At 71.6% G+C, this 16868-nt stretch carries 14 protein-coding genes; 5 read left to right on the plus strand and 9 right to left on the minus strand.

Annotation, left to right across the window (positions count from 1 at the left end; genetic code table 11):
* Position 1: 1 nt before the first annotated feature.
* The 6 genes from ACFZCP_RS29980 to ACFZCP_RS30005 form a co-directional block, all read right to left on the minus strand.
* Positions 2–1225 (minus strand): MFS transporter, encoded by a 1224-nt coding sequence (locus tag ACFZCP_RS29980; protein WP_391432730.1) that lies wholly within the window; start codon positions 1223–1225, stop codon positions 2–4.
* Positions 1226–1234: 9 nt separating this feature from the next.
* Complete coding sequence (locus tag ACFZCP_RS29985) at positions 1235–2569, minus strand: MFS transporter (protein WP_391432733.1); 1335 nt, start codon at positions 2567–2569, stop codon at positions 1235–1237.
* Entirely contained in the window at positions 2547–3797 is a 1251-nt protein-coding gene (locus ACFZCP_RS29990; RefSeq protein ID WP_391432736.1) for an ATP-grasp domain-containing protein, read from the minus strand. The genes ACFZCP_RS29985 and ACFZCP_RS29990 overlap by 23 nt, the downstream gene beginning before the upstream one ends.
* Positions 3790–5031, minus strand: a complete 1242-nt coding sequence (locus ACFZCP_RS29995; protein ID WP_391432740.1) for an ATP-grasp domain-containing protein — start codon at positions 5029–5031, stop codon at positions 3790–3792. The genes ACFZCP_RS29990 and ACFZCP_RS29995 overlap by 8 nt, the downstream gene beginning before the upstream one ends.
* The gene (locus tag ACFZCP_RS30000) at positions 5028–6056 is read right to left on the minus strand and encodes a pyridoxal-phosphate dependent enzyme (RefSeq protein WP_391432743.1); all 1029 of its coding nucleotides are present in this window, start codon (positions 6054–6056) and stop codon (positions 5028–5030) included. Before ACFZCP_RS30000 ends, ACFZCP_RS29995 begins: the two co-directional genes overlap by 4 nt.
* A 175-nt stretch (positions 6057–6231) precedes the next feature.
* Positions 6232–7374, minus strand: a complete 1143-nt coding sequence (locus ACFZCP_RS30005) for a hypothetical protein (RefSeq protein WP_391432746.1) — start codon at positions 7372–7374, stop codon at positions 6232–6234.
* Between the two features lie 255 nt (positions 7375–7629).
* Here ACFZCP_RS30005 and ACFZCP_RS30010 point away from each other — a divergent pair, with 255 nt between their 5' ends.
* The 5 genes from ACFZCP_RS30010 to ACFZCP_RS30030 all read left to right on the plus strand — a co-directional run bounded on the left by ACFZCP_RS30010 (position 7630) and on the right by ACFZCP_RS30030 (position 13749).
* Positions 7630–8151: a cobalamin-dependent protein gene (locus ACFZCP_RS30010; RefSeq protein ID WP_391432749.1), complete on the plus strand. Its 522-nt coding sequence runs from the start codon at positions 7630–7632 to the stop codon at positions 8149–8151.
* The gene (locus ACFZCP_RS30015; RefSeq protein ID WP_391432751.1) at positions 8148–9434 is read left to right on the plus strand and encodes a methylaspartate mutase; all 1287 of its coding nucleotides are present in this window, start codon (positions 8148–8150) and stop codon (positions 9432–9434) included. Before ACFZCP_RS30010 ends, ACFZCP_RS30015 begins: the two co-directional genes overlap by 4 nt.
* 138 nt (positions 9435–9572) lie before the next feature.
* A complete protein-coding gene (locus ACFZCP_RS30020; RefSeq protein ID WP_391432755.1) occupies positions 9573–11576 on the plus strand; it encodes an FAD/NAD(P)-binding protein in 2004 nt (667 codons plus the stop codon).
* 258 nt (positions 11577–11834) lie between these two features.
* Positions 11835–13595, plus strand: coding sequence for an AMP-binding protein (locus ACFZCP_RS30025; protein WP_391432758.1), 1761 nt, complete (start codon positions 11835–11837; stop codon positions 13593–13595).
* Positions 13582–13749, plus strand: coding sequence for a (2Fe-2S)-binding protein (locus ACFZCP_RS30030; protein WP_391432761.1), 168 nt, complete (start codon positions 13582–13584; stop codon positions 13747–13749). The genes ACFZCP_RS30025 and ACFZCP_RS30030 overlap by 14 nt, the downstream gene beginning before the upstream one ends.
* 42 nt (positions 13750–13791) lie before the next feature.
* Here the strand turns inward: ACFZCP_RS30030 and ACFZCP_RS30035 are convergent, their stop codons facing one another.
* From ACFZCP_RS30035 to ACFZCP_RS30045, 3 genes are all read right to left on the minus strand, one after another.
* A complete protein-coding gene (locus tag ACFZCP_RS30035; RefSeq protein WP_391432870.1) occupies positions 13792–14739 on the minus strand; it encodes an EamA family transporter in 948 nt (315 codons plus the stop codon).
* 140 nt (positions 14740–14879) lie between these two features.
* Positions 14880–15476: a cupin domain-containing protein gene (locus ACFZCP_RS30040; RefSeq protein WP_391432764.1), complete on the minus strand. Its 597-nt coding sequence runs from the start codon at positions 15474–15476 to the stop codon at positions 14880–14882.
* A 51-nt stretch (positions 15477–15527) separates the two neighbouring features.
* Positions 15528–16547 carry a LuxR C-terminal-related transcriptional regulator gene (locus ACFZCP_RS30045; protein ID WP_391432767.1) on the minus strand — a complete coding sequence of 340 codons (1020 nt, stop codon included), beginning with the start codon at positions 16545–16547 and terminating at the stop codon, positions 15528–15530.
* Between the last annotated feature and the right edge of the window lie 321 nt (positions 16548–16868).

The raw sequence follows: 16868 nt of genomic DNA on the forward strand, positions 1-16868 counted from the left end.
GTCAGGCGGGCGTATTGCGGGTGCGGTCCCGGCCGCGGCGCACCAGGTGGCCGAGGAGGGCGGCCAGTGCGGCGAGTGCGGCGATGGTGGTCATGGCCGCCGGCAGCCCGAACGCCTCGCTCAGGAAGCCGATGGACGGCGGGCCGAGCAGGATGCCGGTGTAGCCGAGGGTGGACGCCACGGCGACCCCCTGGGAGCCGCCGGACGCACCGGCGTTGCCTACGGCGACGGGGAAGACGTTGGCCAGTCCCATCCCGGTCAGCGCGTATCCGAGGAAGACCAGCCACGTCTGCGGGGCCAGGGCTCCGGTCAGCATGCCCACCGCGGCGAGCAGGCCTCCGGTCACCAGGACGGCCGTGTCCCCGAGCCGTTCCAGGAGCCAGGTGCCCGATGCGCGGGACACCGTCATCGTCAGCGCGAAGACGGCGTACCCGGATGCCGCCACGCCCGGTCCGGTGTGCAGGTCCGCGGAGAGGTGCAGCGCGCCCCAGTCGGCGAGCGCGCCCTCGCCATAGGCCGTGCACAGGGTGATCAGCCCGTAGACCACGATGAACAGCCGCAGACGGTCCGTGCTGCCGCTGCCGGCGGTCCGCGTGGCCTCGGCCGGGGAGCCGGGCCCGCGGGGTACGGGGGCGCGCAGCAGGACCCGGCCGGCGAAGGCGGTGACCAGGAGCCCGACGACGGCAAGCAGCAGCAGGTGCCGCTGCGGGCTGAGGTACGGGGCGAGCAGGCCGCCCAGACCGGCTCCGGCCAGCCCGCCCGCGCTGAACGCCGCGTGGAAGGAAGGGAGGATCGGACGTCCGATCGCCTCGGCCAGATCCACGGCTGCCGCGTTGAAGGCAACGTTGAGGCCGCCGTAGGCCGCGCCGAACAGCAGCAGGACGAGGCCGAGTTGCACCGCGTCATGGGTCAGCGGCGGCAGCGTGACCGACAGCGACAGCAGGGCCGCGGTGACGACGGTGACGGGGTGGTTGCCGTAGCGCCGACACAGCCGGCCGGCCAGCAGCATGGTGGTCACCGATCCCACCGACACGCCCAGGAGGGCCAGTCCGAGCACGCCCGGCGAGGCGTCGATCTGTTCCTTGATCGCGGGGATGCGGACGACCCACCCGGCGAACACGAAGCCGTCGAGGGCGAAGAAGAGACTGATCGCCCAGCGCAGCCGGGCCACCGGCAGACGGGTCGTGGCCGGGCCGCGTCGGCCGGATTCCAGGAGCTGTTCCACGAAGGTTGCTCACCCGCTTCCATGAGGGGCCTCGGCGCTGAGGCGCGTGTCGGTGGCGTCGTCGTCCCCCGCCGGGGCGGAGGGAGTGTGCGCCGTACGAGGCTCCGGGTCGCCGCTCGTTCCGTCGGGGGCCGAGCGTGCCGCGGTGGCCGCCCGGCGGGCGCGAACGACACGGGACGCCGGCAGCACGAGGGCGGCAGCGAGCAGGGCCTGCGGTGCCACGTAGACCCAGAAGTGCGCGGAGTCCCCGCCGGACTGGGCGAGCGCGTAGAGCCGGCCTCCGACGATGCCGCTGGTGAACGAGCCGAGGCCGAGCGCCATCCGCTGGCTTCCGACGGCCAGCGTGGGGCGTCCGGGTACGGCCCGGAGGGCCGCCAGTTCGTTCTTCAGGAAGATGACTCCTTCGCCGACGCTCACCAGGACCGTGCCGAGCAGGACGAAGGAGACTCCGGCGCGGCCGAAGGCCAGCAGCCCGAGGGTGAAGGCGGAGAACGCCACCAGCGTGGCCGTGGAGTAGCGCACACGGCCGATCCAGCGGGCGGCCAGGGGCTGTCCGACGATGACGACAACGCTGTTGACGACGAGGGCGAGGCTGTAGACCACCGCCGGGTGGGAGGCGGTGACGAACACGCCGAGGTAGTTCTGGAAGAACCAGTACAGATAGGAGCTGATCGCGGCCACGAAGGCCGGCGGGGTGAGGAATGCCCTGACCCAGTCGGCCCGGCTGCCGCCGTCGGCCGGGCGCACCGGGCCGCCGCGCGGCAGCAGCACCGCGTGCAGCAGGGTCAGTGCGGCGAACAGGACCGTGACGACCGACAACACGAGCAGGGGCATGTGGACGATCAGCAGTCCCGAGATCAACGTGCCCAAGGCCATTCCGCTGCTCAGCGCCGAGTTGTTCAGCGAGAGCAGCACCGAGCGGTGTTCCTCGGAGACCTCCCGGACGAGGAAGGCCTTGTTGGCCGGGGAGTAGAGCGCGTCGCCGGTCGCGGCGAGCAGCACCGCGGCGACGGCCGGTCCGGGGGCGGACAGCCCCAGCGTGAACAGGCCGAAACCGGTGGTGCGGACGACCAGACCGGTCACCATGGCAGGCTTCAGCCCGATCCGCTCCGCCACCAGCCCGCCGCCGAGGCAGCCGGCGAACTGCAGGAAGGACGTCGTCCCCAGCAGCACGCCGACCGTGCCCATCGCCATGCCCAGGCGCTCGTGCAGCAGGATCGCCAGGAAGGGCAGCACCATGAAGCTGCCGAGCGGCATGACGAACGAGGTGGCCAGCAGGAAGCGGAGACTCGGAGGCAGTCCGGCCAGACCGGCTCTCAGTTCAGAACGACGGGTGCCAGACATCGCCGTCCTCGAATTCCACCCAGTACGTGCGGGCGATGTCCCGCTTGGTGCGCTCGGCCGCCGCGTGATCCGGCACCCGCAGCCAGATCAGCCCCGGGCGCCTGGTGTTGGCGGCGACGGGCAGCGGTGTCTCCCCCGGGCGGATGTCGATCTCGAAGTCCTCGACGCCCTCGACGGCGCGCAGCAGTTCGGGGTCGGCGGTGCGCAGCACGCGTTTCGCGGGCGGGATCAGCGAGACCACCCCGCCCACCGCGTGGGTGGGCGGCAGATGCGGGGAGGTCACGCGCTCGCCGCCGGGCAGCAGGCTGCGCAGGACCGTGGCGATCTCGTCGACGCCGCCGGCGTGCTCGACCATGCGGAAGATGCGGTAGCCGCCGATGCGGGTCTGCGACTCGATGATCACCGGCCGCCCGTCGCGGGCCACCTTGACCTCGGTGTGGGTGAGGCCCCAGGTGTGGCCGATGGCGTCGAGGAAGGCCACCACGGCGTCGGTGATGCGCGGCAGGTGCCGGTCGTACGGCGCCGGGGGCGGCACGGTGATCTCGGTGACGGCCGGGTTGGGGTGCCGGGCAAGACGGCACAGGGAGATCCCGGCGACCGCGTGCCGGCCGTTCAGGGTCACCGTCTCCACGCTGTAGAGCTCGTCCCCCTCGATGAACTCCTCGGCCAGGTGGGGCTCGCCGATCCAGAGCCGGGCGTCGTCCAGGGCGGTGCGCAGTTCCTCGGCGGTGGTGATCTGGCGGACTCCCACGCTGCCCGAACCGGCGACGGGTTTGAGGATGAGCGGCAGGCCGTGGCGCGCGTGGAACTTCGCCAGGTCCTCGGCGCTCGCGACTCGGGCCCAGCCGAGACCCAGTTCGGGATGGTCGGCCAGGATGGCGCGCATCCGGTCCTTGTAGCGGGTGGCGGCCACCGAGGCGAGGGGCAGCCCCCTGATGCCGAGGGCGTCGGCGACGACGGCGCAGCTCTCCAGACCGAACTCGCCGAAGGAGACGGCCGCGTCGAGCGGATGCTCGCCGTGCATGGCGCGGGCCGCCTCCAGACAGCCGACGACCTGTTCGGCGGGCAGCGGCCGGACGAACCGGCAGCGGTCGAGGACCTCCAGGTCGTGCGGGGTGAAGTCGGCGGTGTTGCCGATGAAGCTGACGTCGAAGCCGAGCGAGAGGGCGGTCTCGATCACTCCCGCCCAGCCGCTGAGGACGAGGAGGTGGGGCCTGCGCTCAGTCACGGCGATCTCCTTCCATCCGCACGCTCAGCTCGCCGGCGGCGGACAGTACGTTCTGCAGGGCGAGTTCCGAGGTGGCGCCGGTGGCGGACACCACGGCGACGCATCCGTCCTGGTCGGTCACCGTGGTCACCTCGGCGCCGTCCGGCAGTGCGGAGCGGACGGCCGGGCTGCCGGGATGGCCCGTGAGCAGCCGGGCGCCCTCGACGCCGCGGAAGACGCCCGGGCGCGGGGCGTAGAGCCGGGCGTGCGCGGCACCGCGCAGCGGCGACAGGGGCTCGTCCAGGACGGCGGGGCGCCGGCGGAGCGCGAGGTCGACGAACGCGGCGTACGCATTGACGTCCAGCGCCCTGCACAGCCCTTCGCCGACCAGGCCGCCCCCGAGCCGGGGGTTGATCTCGACGACCTCGAAGCCCTGGTCGGTGAGGATGAACTCGGTGTGCGCGAAGCCCTCGGTGTAGCCGACCGCCTTGAGCACCCGTTCGATCCAGCGTGCGGCCTCCTCCGCCATGCCTCCGGGCAGGATCACCGGGAGCGCGAGTGCTTCCTCCCGGAACACCGGGGGCGGGGACAGGACACGGCTGCTGACGGCGAGCAGACGGGTGCTGCCCTCCCAGGTGAGGGTCTCCATGCTGTACAGCGGACCCAGGAAGTAGGGCTCCGCGGTGAGTCGTCCGCGCAGCGGGGCGCGCCTGGCCACGTGCAGGACGGTGCTGAGCTCGTCGGTGGTGCGGGCCAGCCAGACGTGCTGGCTGCCCGTCCCGGCGCTGTCCTTGACGATGAGAGGCAGGCCGGTGCGGGCGGCGACCGCGGCGGCGTCGTCGGTGTCGGCGACGGGCCGGCCGTCGGCGCGGGAGAGCCCGTGCTCGTGCAGGCGCCGGCGCAGTCGCGCCTTGTCACGGACCAGGCGCACGGACTCGGGGTCCTGTCCGCCGAGTCCGAGTTCCCGGCGGGCGGCGAGCGCCACCAGGCTCCAGGTGTCGGTGGTGCTGACCAGCCCGGCGACGTCACCGATCCGCCCGGCCGCGTCGACGACCTCGCTCACGTCGAAGGTGTTCACGTCGTGCACGACCAGCCGGCGGCTGTCGGCGCTCGCCAGTTCGTGCTGGTACTCGGAGCGGTCGCCGGTCAGGAGATGGACGGTCAGGTCTTCGTCGGCTGCGGCGCTCACCAGGCGGCCGAGGCCGAACTGCAGCCACTCCAGGGCGATGAGGTTGCGTCCCTCGGGCGGGGTCACCGCGCGGTCTCCTTGACGCGGGGCTGGAAGGACCGGCGCCCCCAGCACATGACGGACCACGGCAGGGCGAGTTCGTCCTGGGTGTCGATGTGCCGGGGCGCCAGGTCCTCGACGCTCGCGGGGCTCTCCGGGCGGGCGTAGACGCTGTCGGCGTAGCGGTGTCCGGTGTCGGCGGCGACGAAGACGCAGGGCCGCCCGGGGGCTCGGGCCGCTTCCCAGCGGGCCGCGAGGTAGGTGCAGCCCGCGGACATGCCCGCGTACAGGGCGTGTCGGCGGAACAGGTCGATGGTGGCCGTCACCGCGCTGTCGAAGTCGATCCAGTGCACCCGGTCGTAGAGTTCATGGCGTACGTTGCGCATGTGGATGGGGCTGCCGATGCCCGATATCGAGGCGACCGGGTCCTCGACCGGTTCGCTGCCGAAGGTGATGCTCTCGAAGGGCTCCACGCCGACGAGTTCCACGTCGTCGCCGAGTTCGCGCAGGCAGCTGGTCAGCCCGCCGGTGGAGGCGCCCGAGCCGACTCCGCCCACCAGGGTGAACGGCTCGCCGCCGAACTCCTTGTGCAGCATCTGCGCGACTTCCCGGTAGCCGAGGTAGTGCACCGCATCGTGGTACTGCTGCATCCAGTGGACGTTCTGTTCGGTGTCCAGGATGTGGGCGACGCGTTCCATGCGGGCCGCCTGGTCCATTTTGTCGACCAGCGGGCCCGGCGGGATCGTCACCTGTTCGATGCGCGCGCCCAGCATCTCCAGCTGGCGGCGCAGTTTTTCGTCCACCTTGGTGGAGCACACGATGCGGCACTTCATGCCGTATTTGTGGCAGGCCATCGCAAGGGAATAGCCATAGGTGCCGCTGGAGCTGTCCATCAGGGTGTCGCCGGGTTTCACGACTCCGGTCACCAGCAGATTCCGCACGGCTTCCAGCGCCGAGTGCAGTTTCATCATCTCGAAACGCAGGACATACAGGTCGTTGTCCAGTCGAATGATGTCCGGCTGTTTCATCGCGTCGGCGACGTGATCAAACACATTCCTGTCCCGTTCTTCTGGCAGTGGCAAGAACCATGCGTTCCGCGGTGTTTCCTCAGCAGGCGGCGATGTTCTTTCACCGCGCCGCGGGGGAGGTTTCCGCCCCGGGTGTGCCGGGGAGACGCGGCCGGAGCGGGGGCGGGCCGGCCGCGTCGCTCATGGGGCCCCGCGCCCGTCAGGCCGCCGTGGCCACCGCTTGTGCGGCCACGGGGATGCCGAAGGTGCGGTGCGCGGTGCGGCTGGTGAGGTGCCGGATGTCCGCGTCGGACAACCCGTGGGCCTTGGCGTTGGCGATGTGCAGCGCCAACGGCTGCGATCCGGCCGCGACGACGCCGTTCTCCTCGTACCACAGGCCGTTGTCACCGGTGTTGTGCAGCGGCCGGCCGCCGAGGCGCGCGGAGTCGCACCGGTCGGTCATGATCATGGCATTGCGCGGTCCCATCAGCTGCACGGCCCGGGCGGCCAGCGCCAGGTCGACGTGCTCTCCGTCGAAGTTGATGCAGGCCGAGATACGGCAGTTGACGGCCTGCTTGATGATGGCGCCGGGCACGGGGCCGGCGATCTCGCTGATGTTGTCGAGGGTCCAGTTGGACAGCTCGTACGACTCGATGACGCGGTCGCGCTCGCGGCGGGCCCGCTCGGTCCGGAAGGCATGCCGGATGTTGAGCGGCATGTCGTTGAACAGGTGGTCCGTGGTCACCCGGACGCCGGTTCCGTTCCACTCCGACTGGTAGGCGATCTCCACGATGGCGTCGACGTTCTCGGCACTGCGCTTCGGGTTGTCCCGGGTGAAGTGGCCGAGCGCCGGGCGCACGCCCTGGGCCAGCAGGGTCGGCACGATCCAGGAGAAGTCGCTGGTACGGAGGTTGGCGTCGTCCTGGAGCACGGACTCCGGGGAGTACGCGTCCGGGGACACGACCGTGTACACCAGGCCGTGCTGTCCGAGGGCGGCCAGCCGTTCCCACTCCTGCCGGCTCGGCGCCCAGACGGTGGAGGTCGGGGTGCCGCCCCGGTGCGAGAGGAGGGGACCTTCGAGCGCCACACCCGGCACGTGCGGCAGCAGCCCGTCCTTGCGCATCTCGGCGTAACGGCGCATGAACGCCTCGAACTCGGCCAGCCGGTCGCGGTGCAGATACATGGTGGGCAGCGCCAGCACGCCCTCGGTCGCGCACCACTCGTCGAGCCGGCTCAGATCCACTCGGGTGAAGTCGGAGAAGTCCACGTCTCCGAATCCATGGCAGTGGACCTCCACCGGACGCATGCCGTTCTCGTCCACCTCGAACGGCTTCACTTCACGCTTTGCTCGTATCGAACTCATCAGCCGAAGCTCCCTCTTCGATCGGGTCGCCTCGATTCTGGGGCGGCGAACAGCGCGGTATCCAGTGCGGACAATGCTCATGTAGCTGCATTGCAGGTTGCTGAAGGAGCGATCAACGGGGGTGCGGTGCGTATTCTCGCTTCCGGGCCCGGCAGACCGTGCCGAAAAGTAACCGAGGCATGAACGGCCCGTCGGAGCCGAGGCGTTGAAGGCCTCGCTCTCACCACACCCTTACCCGCCCAGGAGAGATCCTCCATGCCCTCTTCTACGGTCATATCGGACCGGGAATTCGTCCTTCCCCCATACGGGCGACGCATAATCCTCTCCAGCGTCTCGTCCGATTCCCACACCTGGAATCTGGTCTACCTCCAGCTGCTGCTGGAGGAGTGGGGCCACGAGGTCCACAACCTCGGCGCCTGCGTGCCCGACGACCTGGTGCTGCGCGAGTGCCGCGACCACCGTCCCGACCTGGTGGTGATCAGCAGCGTCAACGGCCACGGCTTCCTCGACGGCCGACGCCTGATCACCCGGCTGCGGCGGGAGCCGGACCTCGCGCAACTCCCCGTCGTCATCGGGGGCAAGCTCGGCACCGACGGCGCGGCGGGCGGAGCACACGGCCCGGCGCTGCGGACGGCGGGCTTCACCGCCGTGTTCGAGGGCGACGCCGCCATCGACGGGTTCCGCGCGTACGTGCGCCAGGTCCCCGCCCTGGCCCAGGGCGGCCCGCCCGCCCTGGCACAGGCCGGCCCGCCCGCCCTGGCGGTGGCGGCCGTATGAGCCGCCCCGCTGCGCAGAGCCCGCCCCGGGAATCCGGCCCGTCGCCGTTCGGCGCCACCGTGGCCGCCGCCCAGGCCGCGGGCGAGCTGGTGGTCCAGCCGCGCATGGGGTTCCCCACCGTGCCGGCCATGCGGCGCGGCCTGGAAGCGGTGCGTGACGTGCCGGCGCGCACGGTCGGCACGATCACCCTGGACAGCTACACCCGCGTCGGTGATCACGACTCCGCGCGCCGCGCGCTCGTCCGCGGCGAGAACCTCAACGGCTATCCCCTCGTCGCCCAGGGTGCCGCCCGGACCGGGCAACTGGTCGCGGGCCTCGGTGAGTCGGGGCCGTTCGCGGTCCAGGTCCGGCACGGTTCCGCGGTGCCGCTGGACATCTTCCGGGTCCTGTTGGACTCCGGCCTGGACGCCACCGAGGGTGGACCGGTCTCGTACTGCCTGCCCTACGGCCGTACCCCGTTGGGTCAGTCGGTGGACGCCTGGGCGCGCTGCTGCGAACTGCTGGCCGCCCGCTCGCCGACCGCCCATCTGGAGAGCTTCGGCGGCTGCCTGCTCGGCCAACTGTGCCCGCCCGGGCTGCTGGTGGCCATGAGCGTGCTGGAGGGGCTGTTCTTCGAGCAGCACGGACTGCGCGACATCTCCCTGAGCTACGCCCAGCAGACCGACTTCGGCCAGGACGTGGAGGCGATCTCGGCGCTGCGCCGGCTGGGCGGCGAGCTGCTGCGGCAGGCCTCCTGGCACATCGTCCTCTACACCTACATGGGCGTCTTCCCCCGCACCGAGCCGGGTGCGCTGGCCCTGCTGCGGCACAGCGCCCGGCTGGCCGCCGCGACCGGGGTGGAGCGGCTGATCGTCAAGACACCCGCCGAGGCGCACCGCATCCCCACGGTGGAGGAGAACGTCCGCGCGCTGCGGGAGGCGGCCCGCACGGCCGCGGACACCGCGCCGGCGCCGGACACGGCGACCGATGGCGCAGGGGTGTACGAAGAGGCCCGGGCTCTGGTCGAGGCGGTGCTCGCCCTGCACCCGGACACGGGACGCGCGCTCACCATCGCGTTCGCCCGCGGTCACCTCGACGTGCCGTACTGCCTGCACGCGGACAACGCGCAGCGCTCGCGCAGCTTCGTCGACGGCGACGGCCGCCTGCGGTGGCTGTCCGTGGGTGCCATGCCGATCCGCCCCGCGACACCGGCGGGCCGGTCCCGGCTCCGCGCGGACGACTTCCTCGGCATGCTCTCGTACACCCAGTCGCAGTTCGACAGTGCCGCGCTCACCCCGGCCTGAGACGGATACGCGCCGGCGCCCTCCGCGCGCCCGCCCTCCTCGCTCTCCCCTGCCCTTCCTGCCCTTCCTTCTCGATTCCTCGACGCTTCCGTCCCGTGCGGCACGCGCTGCCGGCGGGCGGGCCCAAGGAGAATCCCCATGACCATGCCCCAACAGCCGCCCGAGCCCTACACCATCGCCGTCGTGGGCACGGGACCGCGCGGCATCTCCGTACTGGAACGCCTCGCCGCCCTGCTGCGCGACCGTGACCCGGCCTCCGCGCCGGTCCACCTCTACGCCATCGACGCGGTCGAAATCGGCGCAGGCCGCGTGTGGCGGTCGGACCAGGACGACTGGTTCACGATGAACACCGTCATCGGGCAGGTGACGATGTTCTCCGGAGAGCCGGACGGGGGACGTCCCCGACCGGGTGCCGGTCCCTCCCTCGGCGAGTGGCTCGACCGGCACGCCCCGGACCGCGACCGGCGGCCGGCGCTCGGCCCCGACGACTTCGCCTCGCGCCGCGACTACGGCCGCTATCTGAGGTTCGTCCACCGCACCATCGCCGACGAACTCCCCGCCCACGTCCGCCTGTTCCCGGTACGAGCCCGGGTGACGGCCGTCCGACCCGACCCGCGCGGCGCCTACCGGGTCACCCTCGACGACGGCACCCGGACGCTCACGGCACACAAGGTCGTGCTGACCACCGGACACCCGCGCAACGAGCCCGACGCCTTCGACCGGGCGATGCTCGACTTCACGGCGTCGCACCCCGCCCTGCGCTACGTCCGCGGGGACTCGGCCGCGGACATGGACCTGGAGGGCTCCGTGCGCCCCGGGGCCCCCGTGGCCGTCCGGGGTCTCGGTCTCACCTTCTACGACGTGCTGCTGTCGCTGACCGTGGGCCGCGGCGGCGCATTCGTCCGCGACGGCGACGGCACCCTGCGGTACGTGCCGTGCGGGCTCGAACCCCGCATCGTCGCCGGATCGCGCAGCGGGCTGCCGATCCCGGCGCGCGGACGCAACCAGAAGGCACCCGGACATGTGCACCCGGCCCGCTTCCTGACACAGGAGGCGGTGGCGGCCGCCCGCGCCCGCCGCAGGGAGGCGACCGGCAGCCCGCTGCTGGACTTCGCGGAGGACCTGCTGCCACTGCTGCGCAAGGAGGTCGAGCACGTCTACTGGACCACCCAGGTGCGGGCCCGCTCCGGTGCCGCGGCCGCGCAGGACTTCGCACGTCAGCACGCACAGAAGCTGCACGCGGACGACGACACGACCGTCCTGCTCAAGGAGGCGGGCCTTGAGCACCTTCCCCCGCTCGATCTGCGGGCACTGGCCCGCCCCTTCGCCGGCGAGACCTTCTCCGGCCACGCGGCCTGGACGGAACGTCTGCTGCAGGTGATGCGGGAGGACCTCGCCGAGGCCGCGCGGGGCACCCTGGACGGTCCGCTGAAGGCGGCCCTGGACGCCCTGCGGGACCTGCGCGGGATCGTGCGGTCCGCCATCGACTACGGCGGCCTGCTGCCGCACTCCCACCGCGACGCCTTCCTCCGTGACTACGCCCCCGTCAACGCGCTGCTCTCGGCCGGGCCGCCCATGATCCGCAGCGAGCAGCTGATGGCGCTGATGGAGCAGGGAGTGGTGGAGATCGTGGGGCCGGACACCCGGTTCGGCGCCGACGCGGCGCGCGGCCGGTTCGTGGTCGAGTCCCCCCAGGTCAAGGGCTCGGAGCGGACCGCCGAGGTGCTGATAGACGCCCGCATACCGACCCCCAGCCTGCCCCGCGACAGCTCCCCGCTCACCCGCCAGCTGCTGCGGGAGGGCCTGGTCCGCGAGTTCGTGAACGCCGACACCGCCTCGGGTACGTCGTTCGCCACCGGCGGCATCGACATCGTCCAGGGATCCTTCCGGGTTCGGGACCGCTCGGGGCACGTCCACCCGGGGCTGTACGCACTGGGCATCCCCACCGAGCACGTGCGCTGGTTCACCCAGATCGGCAACGGACGGCCCGGCGTGGCCACGGACTTCATGAAGGTCGCCGACGTCGTGGCCCGGGACGTCCTCGCGGACCTCACGGCCGGGAACGACGCCCACGACGAGGCCCTCGCACCCGACGCGGCACAGGCCGTCCTGGTGGGGCCCGAGCGCGGATCCCACGGCTAGGGCCTCTCTTTCGGATCCTGCCGGGGTCGCGGGCGCCGGCACGCACATCTGCGGCGTTGCCGCCCCTCGCCGACTCCCCCACGCTCGGCCTCGCTCGCGAGGGAGCACCCCCATCGCGTCGACTCCCCCCTCCGCCCTGCAGCCGCACGCACCGGACCGCGCTCGGGTCCGCCACAAGGCGCCGCGCACTGAAGCCGGCCTGATCCGAAAGAAAGACCCCAGGTCTCCCGTACCCCTCCACGAAAGGCACCTTCGGCCATGACCGTGCATCGCACCCGGGCACACCTGGCGTTCCGTCAGGCGCGTGACCTCCTGCTCGAACACCGCGACGACCTGGAGACGGCCCGTCGGCTGTTCCGCTGGCCGCGACCGGACCGCTTCAACTGGGCCCTCGACTGGTTCGACGTGGTGGCCCGCGACAACTCCGCGCCCGCCCTGCGGGTCATCGGCCCCGACGGCGACCAGGACCACTCCTTCGACACCCTCCGTCGCCGCTCCGACCAGGTCGCGTCCTGGCTGCGCGAACTCGGGGTCCGCCGCCGGGATCCCCTGCTCCTCCTCCTCGACAACCGGGTCGAGCTGTGGGAAGTGATGCTCGCCGCCATCAAGCTCGGAGCGGTCGTCATCCCGACGTACACCACGACCACACGGACCGAACTGGTCGACCGGGTCGAGCGGGCCGGGGTCCGGCACGTGGTCGCCGCTTCGGAACTGACGGACCGGTTCGCCGACATCCCCGGCGGCTGGACCCGCATCGCCGTCGGCGCACCGCGGCCCGGCTGGGTGTTCTACGGCGACTCGCTCGCCGCTCCTGCCGAGTTCAGCCCGCAGGGCCGTACCTCCGCCGACGACCCTTTGTTCTGCTACTTCACCTCGGGCACCACCTCGCGCCCCAAAATGGTGGCGCACACCCACCTCAGCTATCCGGTCGGCCATCTGTCGGGGATGTACTGGAACGGCGTGCGCCCCGGCGACGTCCACCTCAACGTCTCCGCGCCCGGCTGGGCCAAGCACGCCTGGAGTTCGTTCTTCGTCCCCTGGAACGCCGAGGCCACCATCGTCGCCCTGGCCGACCCGCGCCCCTCCGCGGCGGCCGTCCTCGACGTGCTGCGCACACGGGAGATCAGTACGTTCTGCGCTCCGCCGACCGTCTGGCGCGCCCTGGTGGAGCGGGGACTGGGCGAACGCCCCGCGCGTCTGCGGGAGGCGACGGCGGTCGGGGAGTCGCTGGAGCCGGCCCTGTTCCACGCCGTGCGGCAGGCCTGGCACCTGCCCGTCCGCGACGGTTTCGGCCAGACCGAGACGACCGCCCAGATCGGCAATCCGCCCGGCCGGCAGGTCGTTCCCGGGCGCATGGGCTGGGCGCTGCCGGGATACGACCTGGTGCTGATCGATCGGGAGACCGGGCAGGAGGTGCCGGACGGCGCCCCGGGCGAGCTCTGCGTCCGGCTCTCGCCGCGACCGGTCGGCATGATGACGGGCTACGCCGGCGACGAGGAGCGTACGGCCCGCGCCTTCGGCAACGGTGTCTACCACACCGGTGACCTGGTGGTCCGCCACGAGGACGGCGGCTTCGCCTATGTCAGCAGGACCGACGACATGTTCAAGTCCTTCGACCACCGGATCTCGCCGCTGGAGCTGGAACGGGCCCTGCTGCGCAGCCCGGTGGTCGCCGACGCGGCGGTCGTGGCTGTGCCGCATCCGGTCGGGTTGTGGGAGCCCAAGGCCTATGTGGTGCCCTCCGGCGGTCACGCCCCGGACGGTGCGACCGCACTGGCCGCGTTCCGCGACTCGGTCGAGGTGCTGCCGCGGGAGAAATGGGTGCGCGTCCTGGAGTTCGCCGACCGGCTGCCGCTGACGCCCTCCGGCAAGATCCGCCGGGCCGAGCTGCGGAAACGGCCCGAAGACCCCGGCATGGTGCACCGGATGCCCGCCGCATGGGAGGAGGACAGGGATGGAGGAGCACTCCGGGGAACCGAGCCCGCTGCTCTGCATGTGTCTGCACGTGACGGAGCGTGAGGTGCTCGCCGCCGTCGAGGCCGGGGCCTGCGATCTCGAGTCCGTGCGGGACGCCACCGGGGCGAACACCGGCTGCGGCGACTGCGCCCACGACATCGTGGACCTGATCGCCGACCGGCAGGAGCAGGGGGCGACGCCCGACGCGTGCGGGTGACCCGTCAGGAGAGCCGGGCCGGTGGCCCGGCTCTCCGCCTGTTCAGCGGCGGACACGGCTGGCGAGGAGGGTGCCGGCGGTGGCCAGCAGGAGCCCGCCGAGCGTGAGCGGGCCCAGCCTCTGCCCCAGGAGCAGGGCGGCGAGGACGGCGGTGCACATCGGCACGAGGTAGAAGAGGCTGCTCACCTGGCTCGTCCCGTGGCGCTGCAGGAGGCCGTAGAGAAGGCCGACGCCCACGATCGAGTTGATCAGTGCGCTCCACAGCAGTGCCGGTGCGTAGGAGGCGGTGAAATCGACGTTCCAGCCCTCGACGAGGAGAGCGGGGACGAGTACCACCGCAGCGGCGGCGAGGAGTTGGACCGCGTTGCCGCCCACCGGGTCCATCCGGCCGCAGAACCGCTTCTGGTAGACGGTGCCGGCCGAGATCCCCAGCAGGCCGAACAGCAGGAAGCCCAGCCCGAGCAGGTCGTCGCCCGACATGTCGATCCCGTCGGAGACCGCGAGGGCCACGCCGCCCAGGCCGAGGACCAGGCCCAGACACTGGCCCGTCGTGACGCGCTCGTGCAGCAGGGGCACCGCGAGCAGTGACGCCGTGAGCGGATAGAGAGCGATGATCAGGGCCGCGAGCCCGGAGGGCACGCCGAGGTCCATGCCCATGTAGATGCTGGAGAACTGCACGGCCTGGACCAGGGTCCCCGCGACCGCCAGGTGCAGCAACCGGCGCCCCCGCGGCAGTGGTTCACGACGCAGCGCGGCGACGCCCAGCAGGGTCGCGCCCGCGAGGGCGAAGCGCAGCGTGGCGAAGGTGTAGGGCGCCGCGTGGCGCAGGCCCAGCTTGCCGGAGATGAAGCCGGAGCTCCACACCACCACGAGGGCCGCACGAGCGGCCAGGTCGGCGGGGCGCAGCGCACCGGGCGGCTCGTCGGCGGTGACCGGTAAGCGGCGAGCGGCAGGGGCTCGCTCGGAGCCCTCGACAGGAGAGTTCGGCATCGTCACGTTGACCTTCCTCTGTGCAGTAAAAAGCACTCTAGAGCAAAATATCGTTCAGAGCGAGAGTGGAAGACCGAACGCGGGCAGCAAAAAGCCCCACGGACCCGGATTCCGTGGGGCTCTGGCGCGGTGGAGAAGTCTCAGTAGAGGCTGGAGAAGAGGATTCCCACCATCTGGGCCGGCTCGTCTGTGTCGTTGCGGAAGCTGTGGGGATAGCCGGCGGTCCACTGGATGCAGTCGCCGGCCGACAGGACGTGATCCACCCCGTTGTAGCGAGCCACCAGGGTGCCCCGGGTCACCACGATGAGGTCCGAGCCCTCGTGCTGGAGGTCCTCGGCCAGGCCGCTGTGCGGGTCGAAGTCCCCCGTGACCACCTGGTATCCGAGCTCCGGGGAACGCAGCACGCGGTAGACGACGCCCGGTGCGCGGTCGAGGACGTCCTGGCCCGCCCGGGGGAACACGGACGGCGTGGCCCGGCCCCGCGAGAAGCCGAGGAACGAGCCGACGTCGTGACCGAACACCTTGGCCAGACGGCCGAGCCGCTCCAGCGCGATGTCGGTCTCCCCCCGCTCCAGAGCGGCCAGGAAGGACACGGACAGCCCGCACTCCGCCGCCACCTGCCGCAGGGACATGCCCTTGTGGGTACGGAGCCGGTGCAGCACCTCGCCGGGCGGCGGGAAGCCGAGTTCCGGATCCCGAGGAGCGGCGGACAGCACAGGGGAGTCCGGGTCAGTCATGCCCCGCATCCTAGATGGCCCCATGCCCCGCCTCCCAGCCGACGTAATGGATCACCCCTCATCGAGGAGTCCGGACTGGGCGATCAGCACGCCCAACTGACAGCGGCTGCGCGCCCCGAGTCCTTCGTAGATCTTGGCCACATGGGCGCGGCAGGTCCGCACGCTCAGTCCGATGCGGCGGGCGATCGCCACGTCGGTCTCACCCTCCGCGAGCAGCTGGATGATGGACATCCGGACACTGGACACGACCTCGCTCACGTCCGCCGAGCGGTTCTGCGTCTCGAACGGCCGGGCGCTCACCCAGGCCCGCTCGAAGACGGTCACCAGGAAGTTCACGACGGCCGGCTGACGGATGGCCACGGCCGAGTCGGCGTCGCCGGCCGCCGGCACGAACGCGAGCTCGCGATCGATCACGATCATCCGCTCGAACGAGTCGCCGAGCGTCCGCACCTCTCCGCCGGCCGCCAGGATGCGCTCCACCCGTTTTCTGGCCGCACTGTCGAAGCGGCTGACGTGCTGGTACAGGAACCGCGCCCCGGCCAGCCTGTCGAGGGTCGGTTCCGGCAGCTCCCAGGCCCCGCGGCGAGCGGCGCCGCCGCCACTGCCGGCGGGGCAGACCACCAGGATCTCCGCGGGGCTCGCCTCGACGGCCGCCGTGATCTCCGCGGCGATGGCATCGGCTCCGGCGATGGTCTGCAGCGGCTCCGCCAGGCTGGTCTCGCGCAGGGCCCGTTCGTGCACTTCCTGGAAGACGGCCAGTTCCGCGCGGATCTGCTCGGACCGGCGTTCCATCTGTGCGATCTGCGAGTGCAGCGGGGCCAGCCGGCGCGAGGCGGCGGCGCGCGGTGCAACCGGGACGAGTACCCCGTGGTCGTCGGCCAAAGGCCGCAGGAGCCCTCCCTCCATCAGCGGCCCGACCGCCTGGGCCATCCGGGTGTGATCCCACCCGAGTTCCTCCGCGGACTGTTCGACGTCGAGGATCTGGCAGCGGATGGCCAGCCGATACAGCTCCTCCGGATCACCGACCTCGGCTAACGGCTCGGCGTACGGAGTCGTGAGACCTGTCTGCATGTATCCCCCTTGGCGCAGCAGACGGCACGGAATGACGCGCTCGAAGCAACGCTCCAACCCACAGGCGTCACTTATACTGCTTGAACGTGCTTAATATCGCACGCAGCGATGCGACCGTCAACTACAGCGGATCGTGGGCTGGTTCACGTGGCGCCACTTGTCCATGATGGCGGATGGCCCCTTCGGGTTCGGCACCTGGGTGCACTGCCACGACACCAGAACCACCCTGCTGCGTACGGGGGTCGGGCGTAGCCGGGGACGACGAAAAGCCAGGCGTCGTGAGGAATCACGGCGCCTGGCGAGGCGGAGGACGGACCGCGC

The organism is Streptomyces sp. NPDC007971 (assembly GCF_042958635.1).
In the GTDB taxonomy this organism is placed as follows: domain Bacteria; phylum Actinomycetota; class Actinomycetes; order Streptomycetales; family Streptomycetaceae; genus Streptomyces.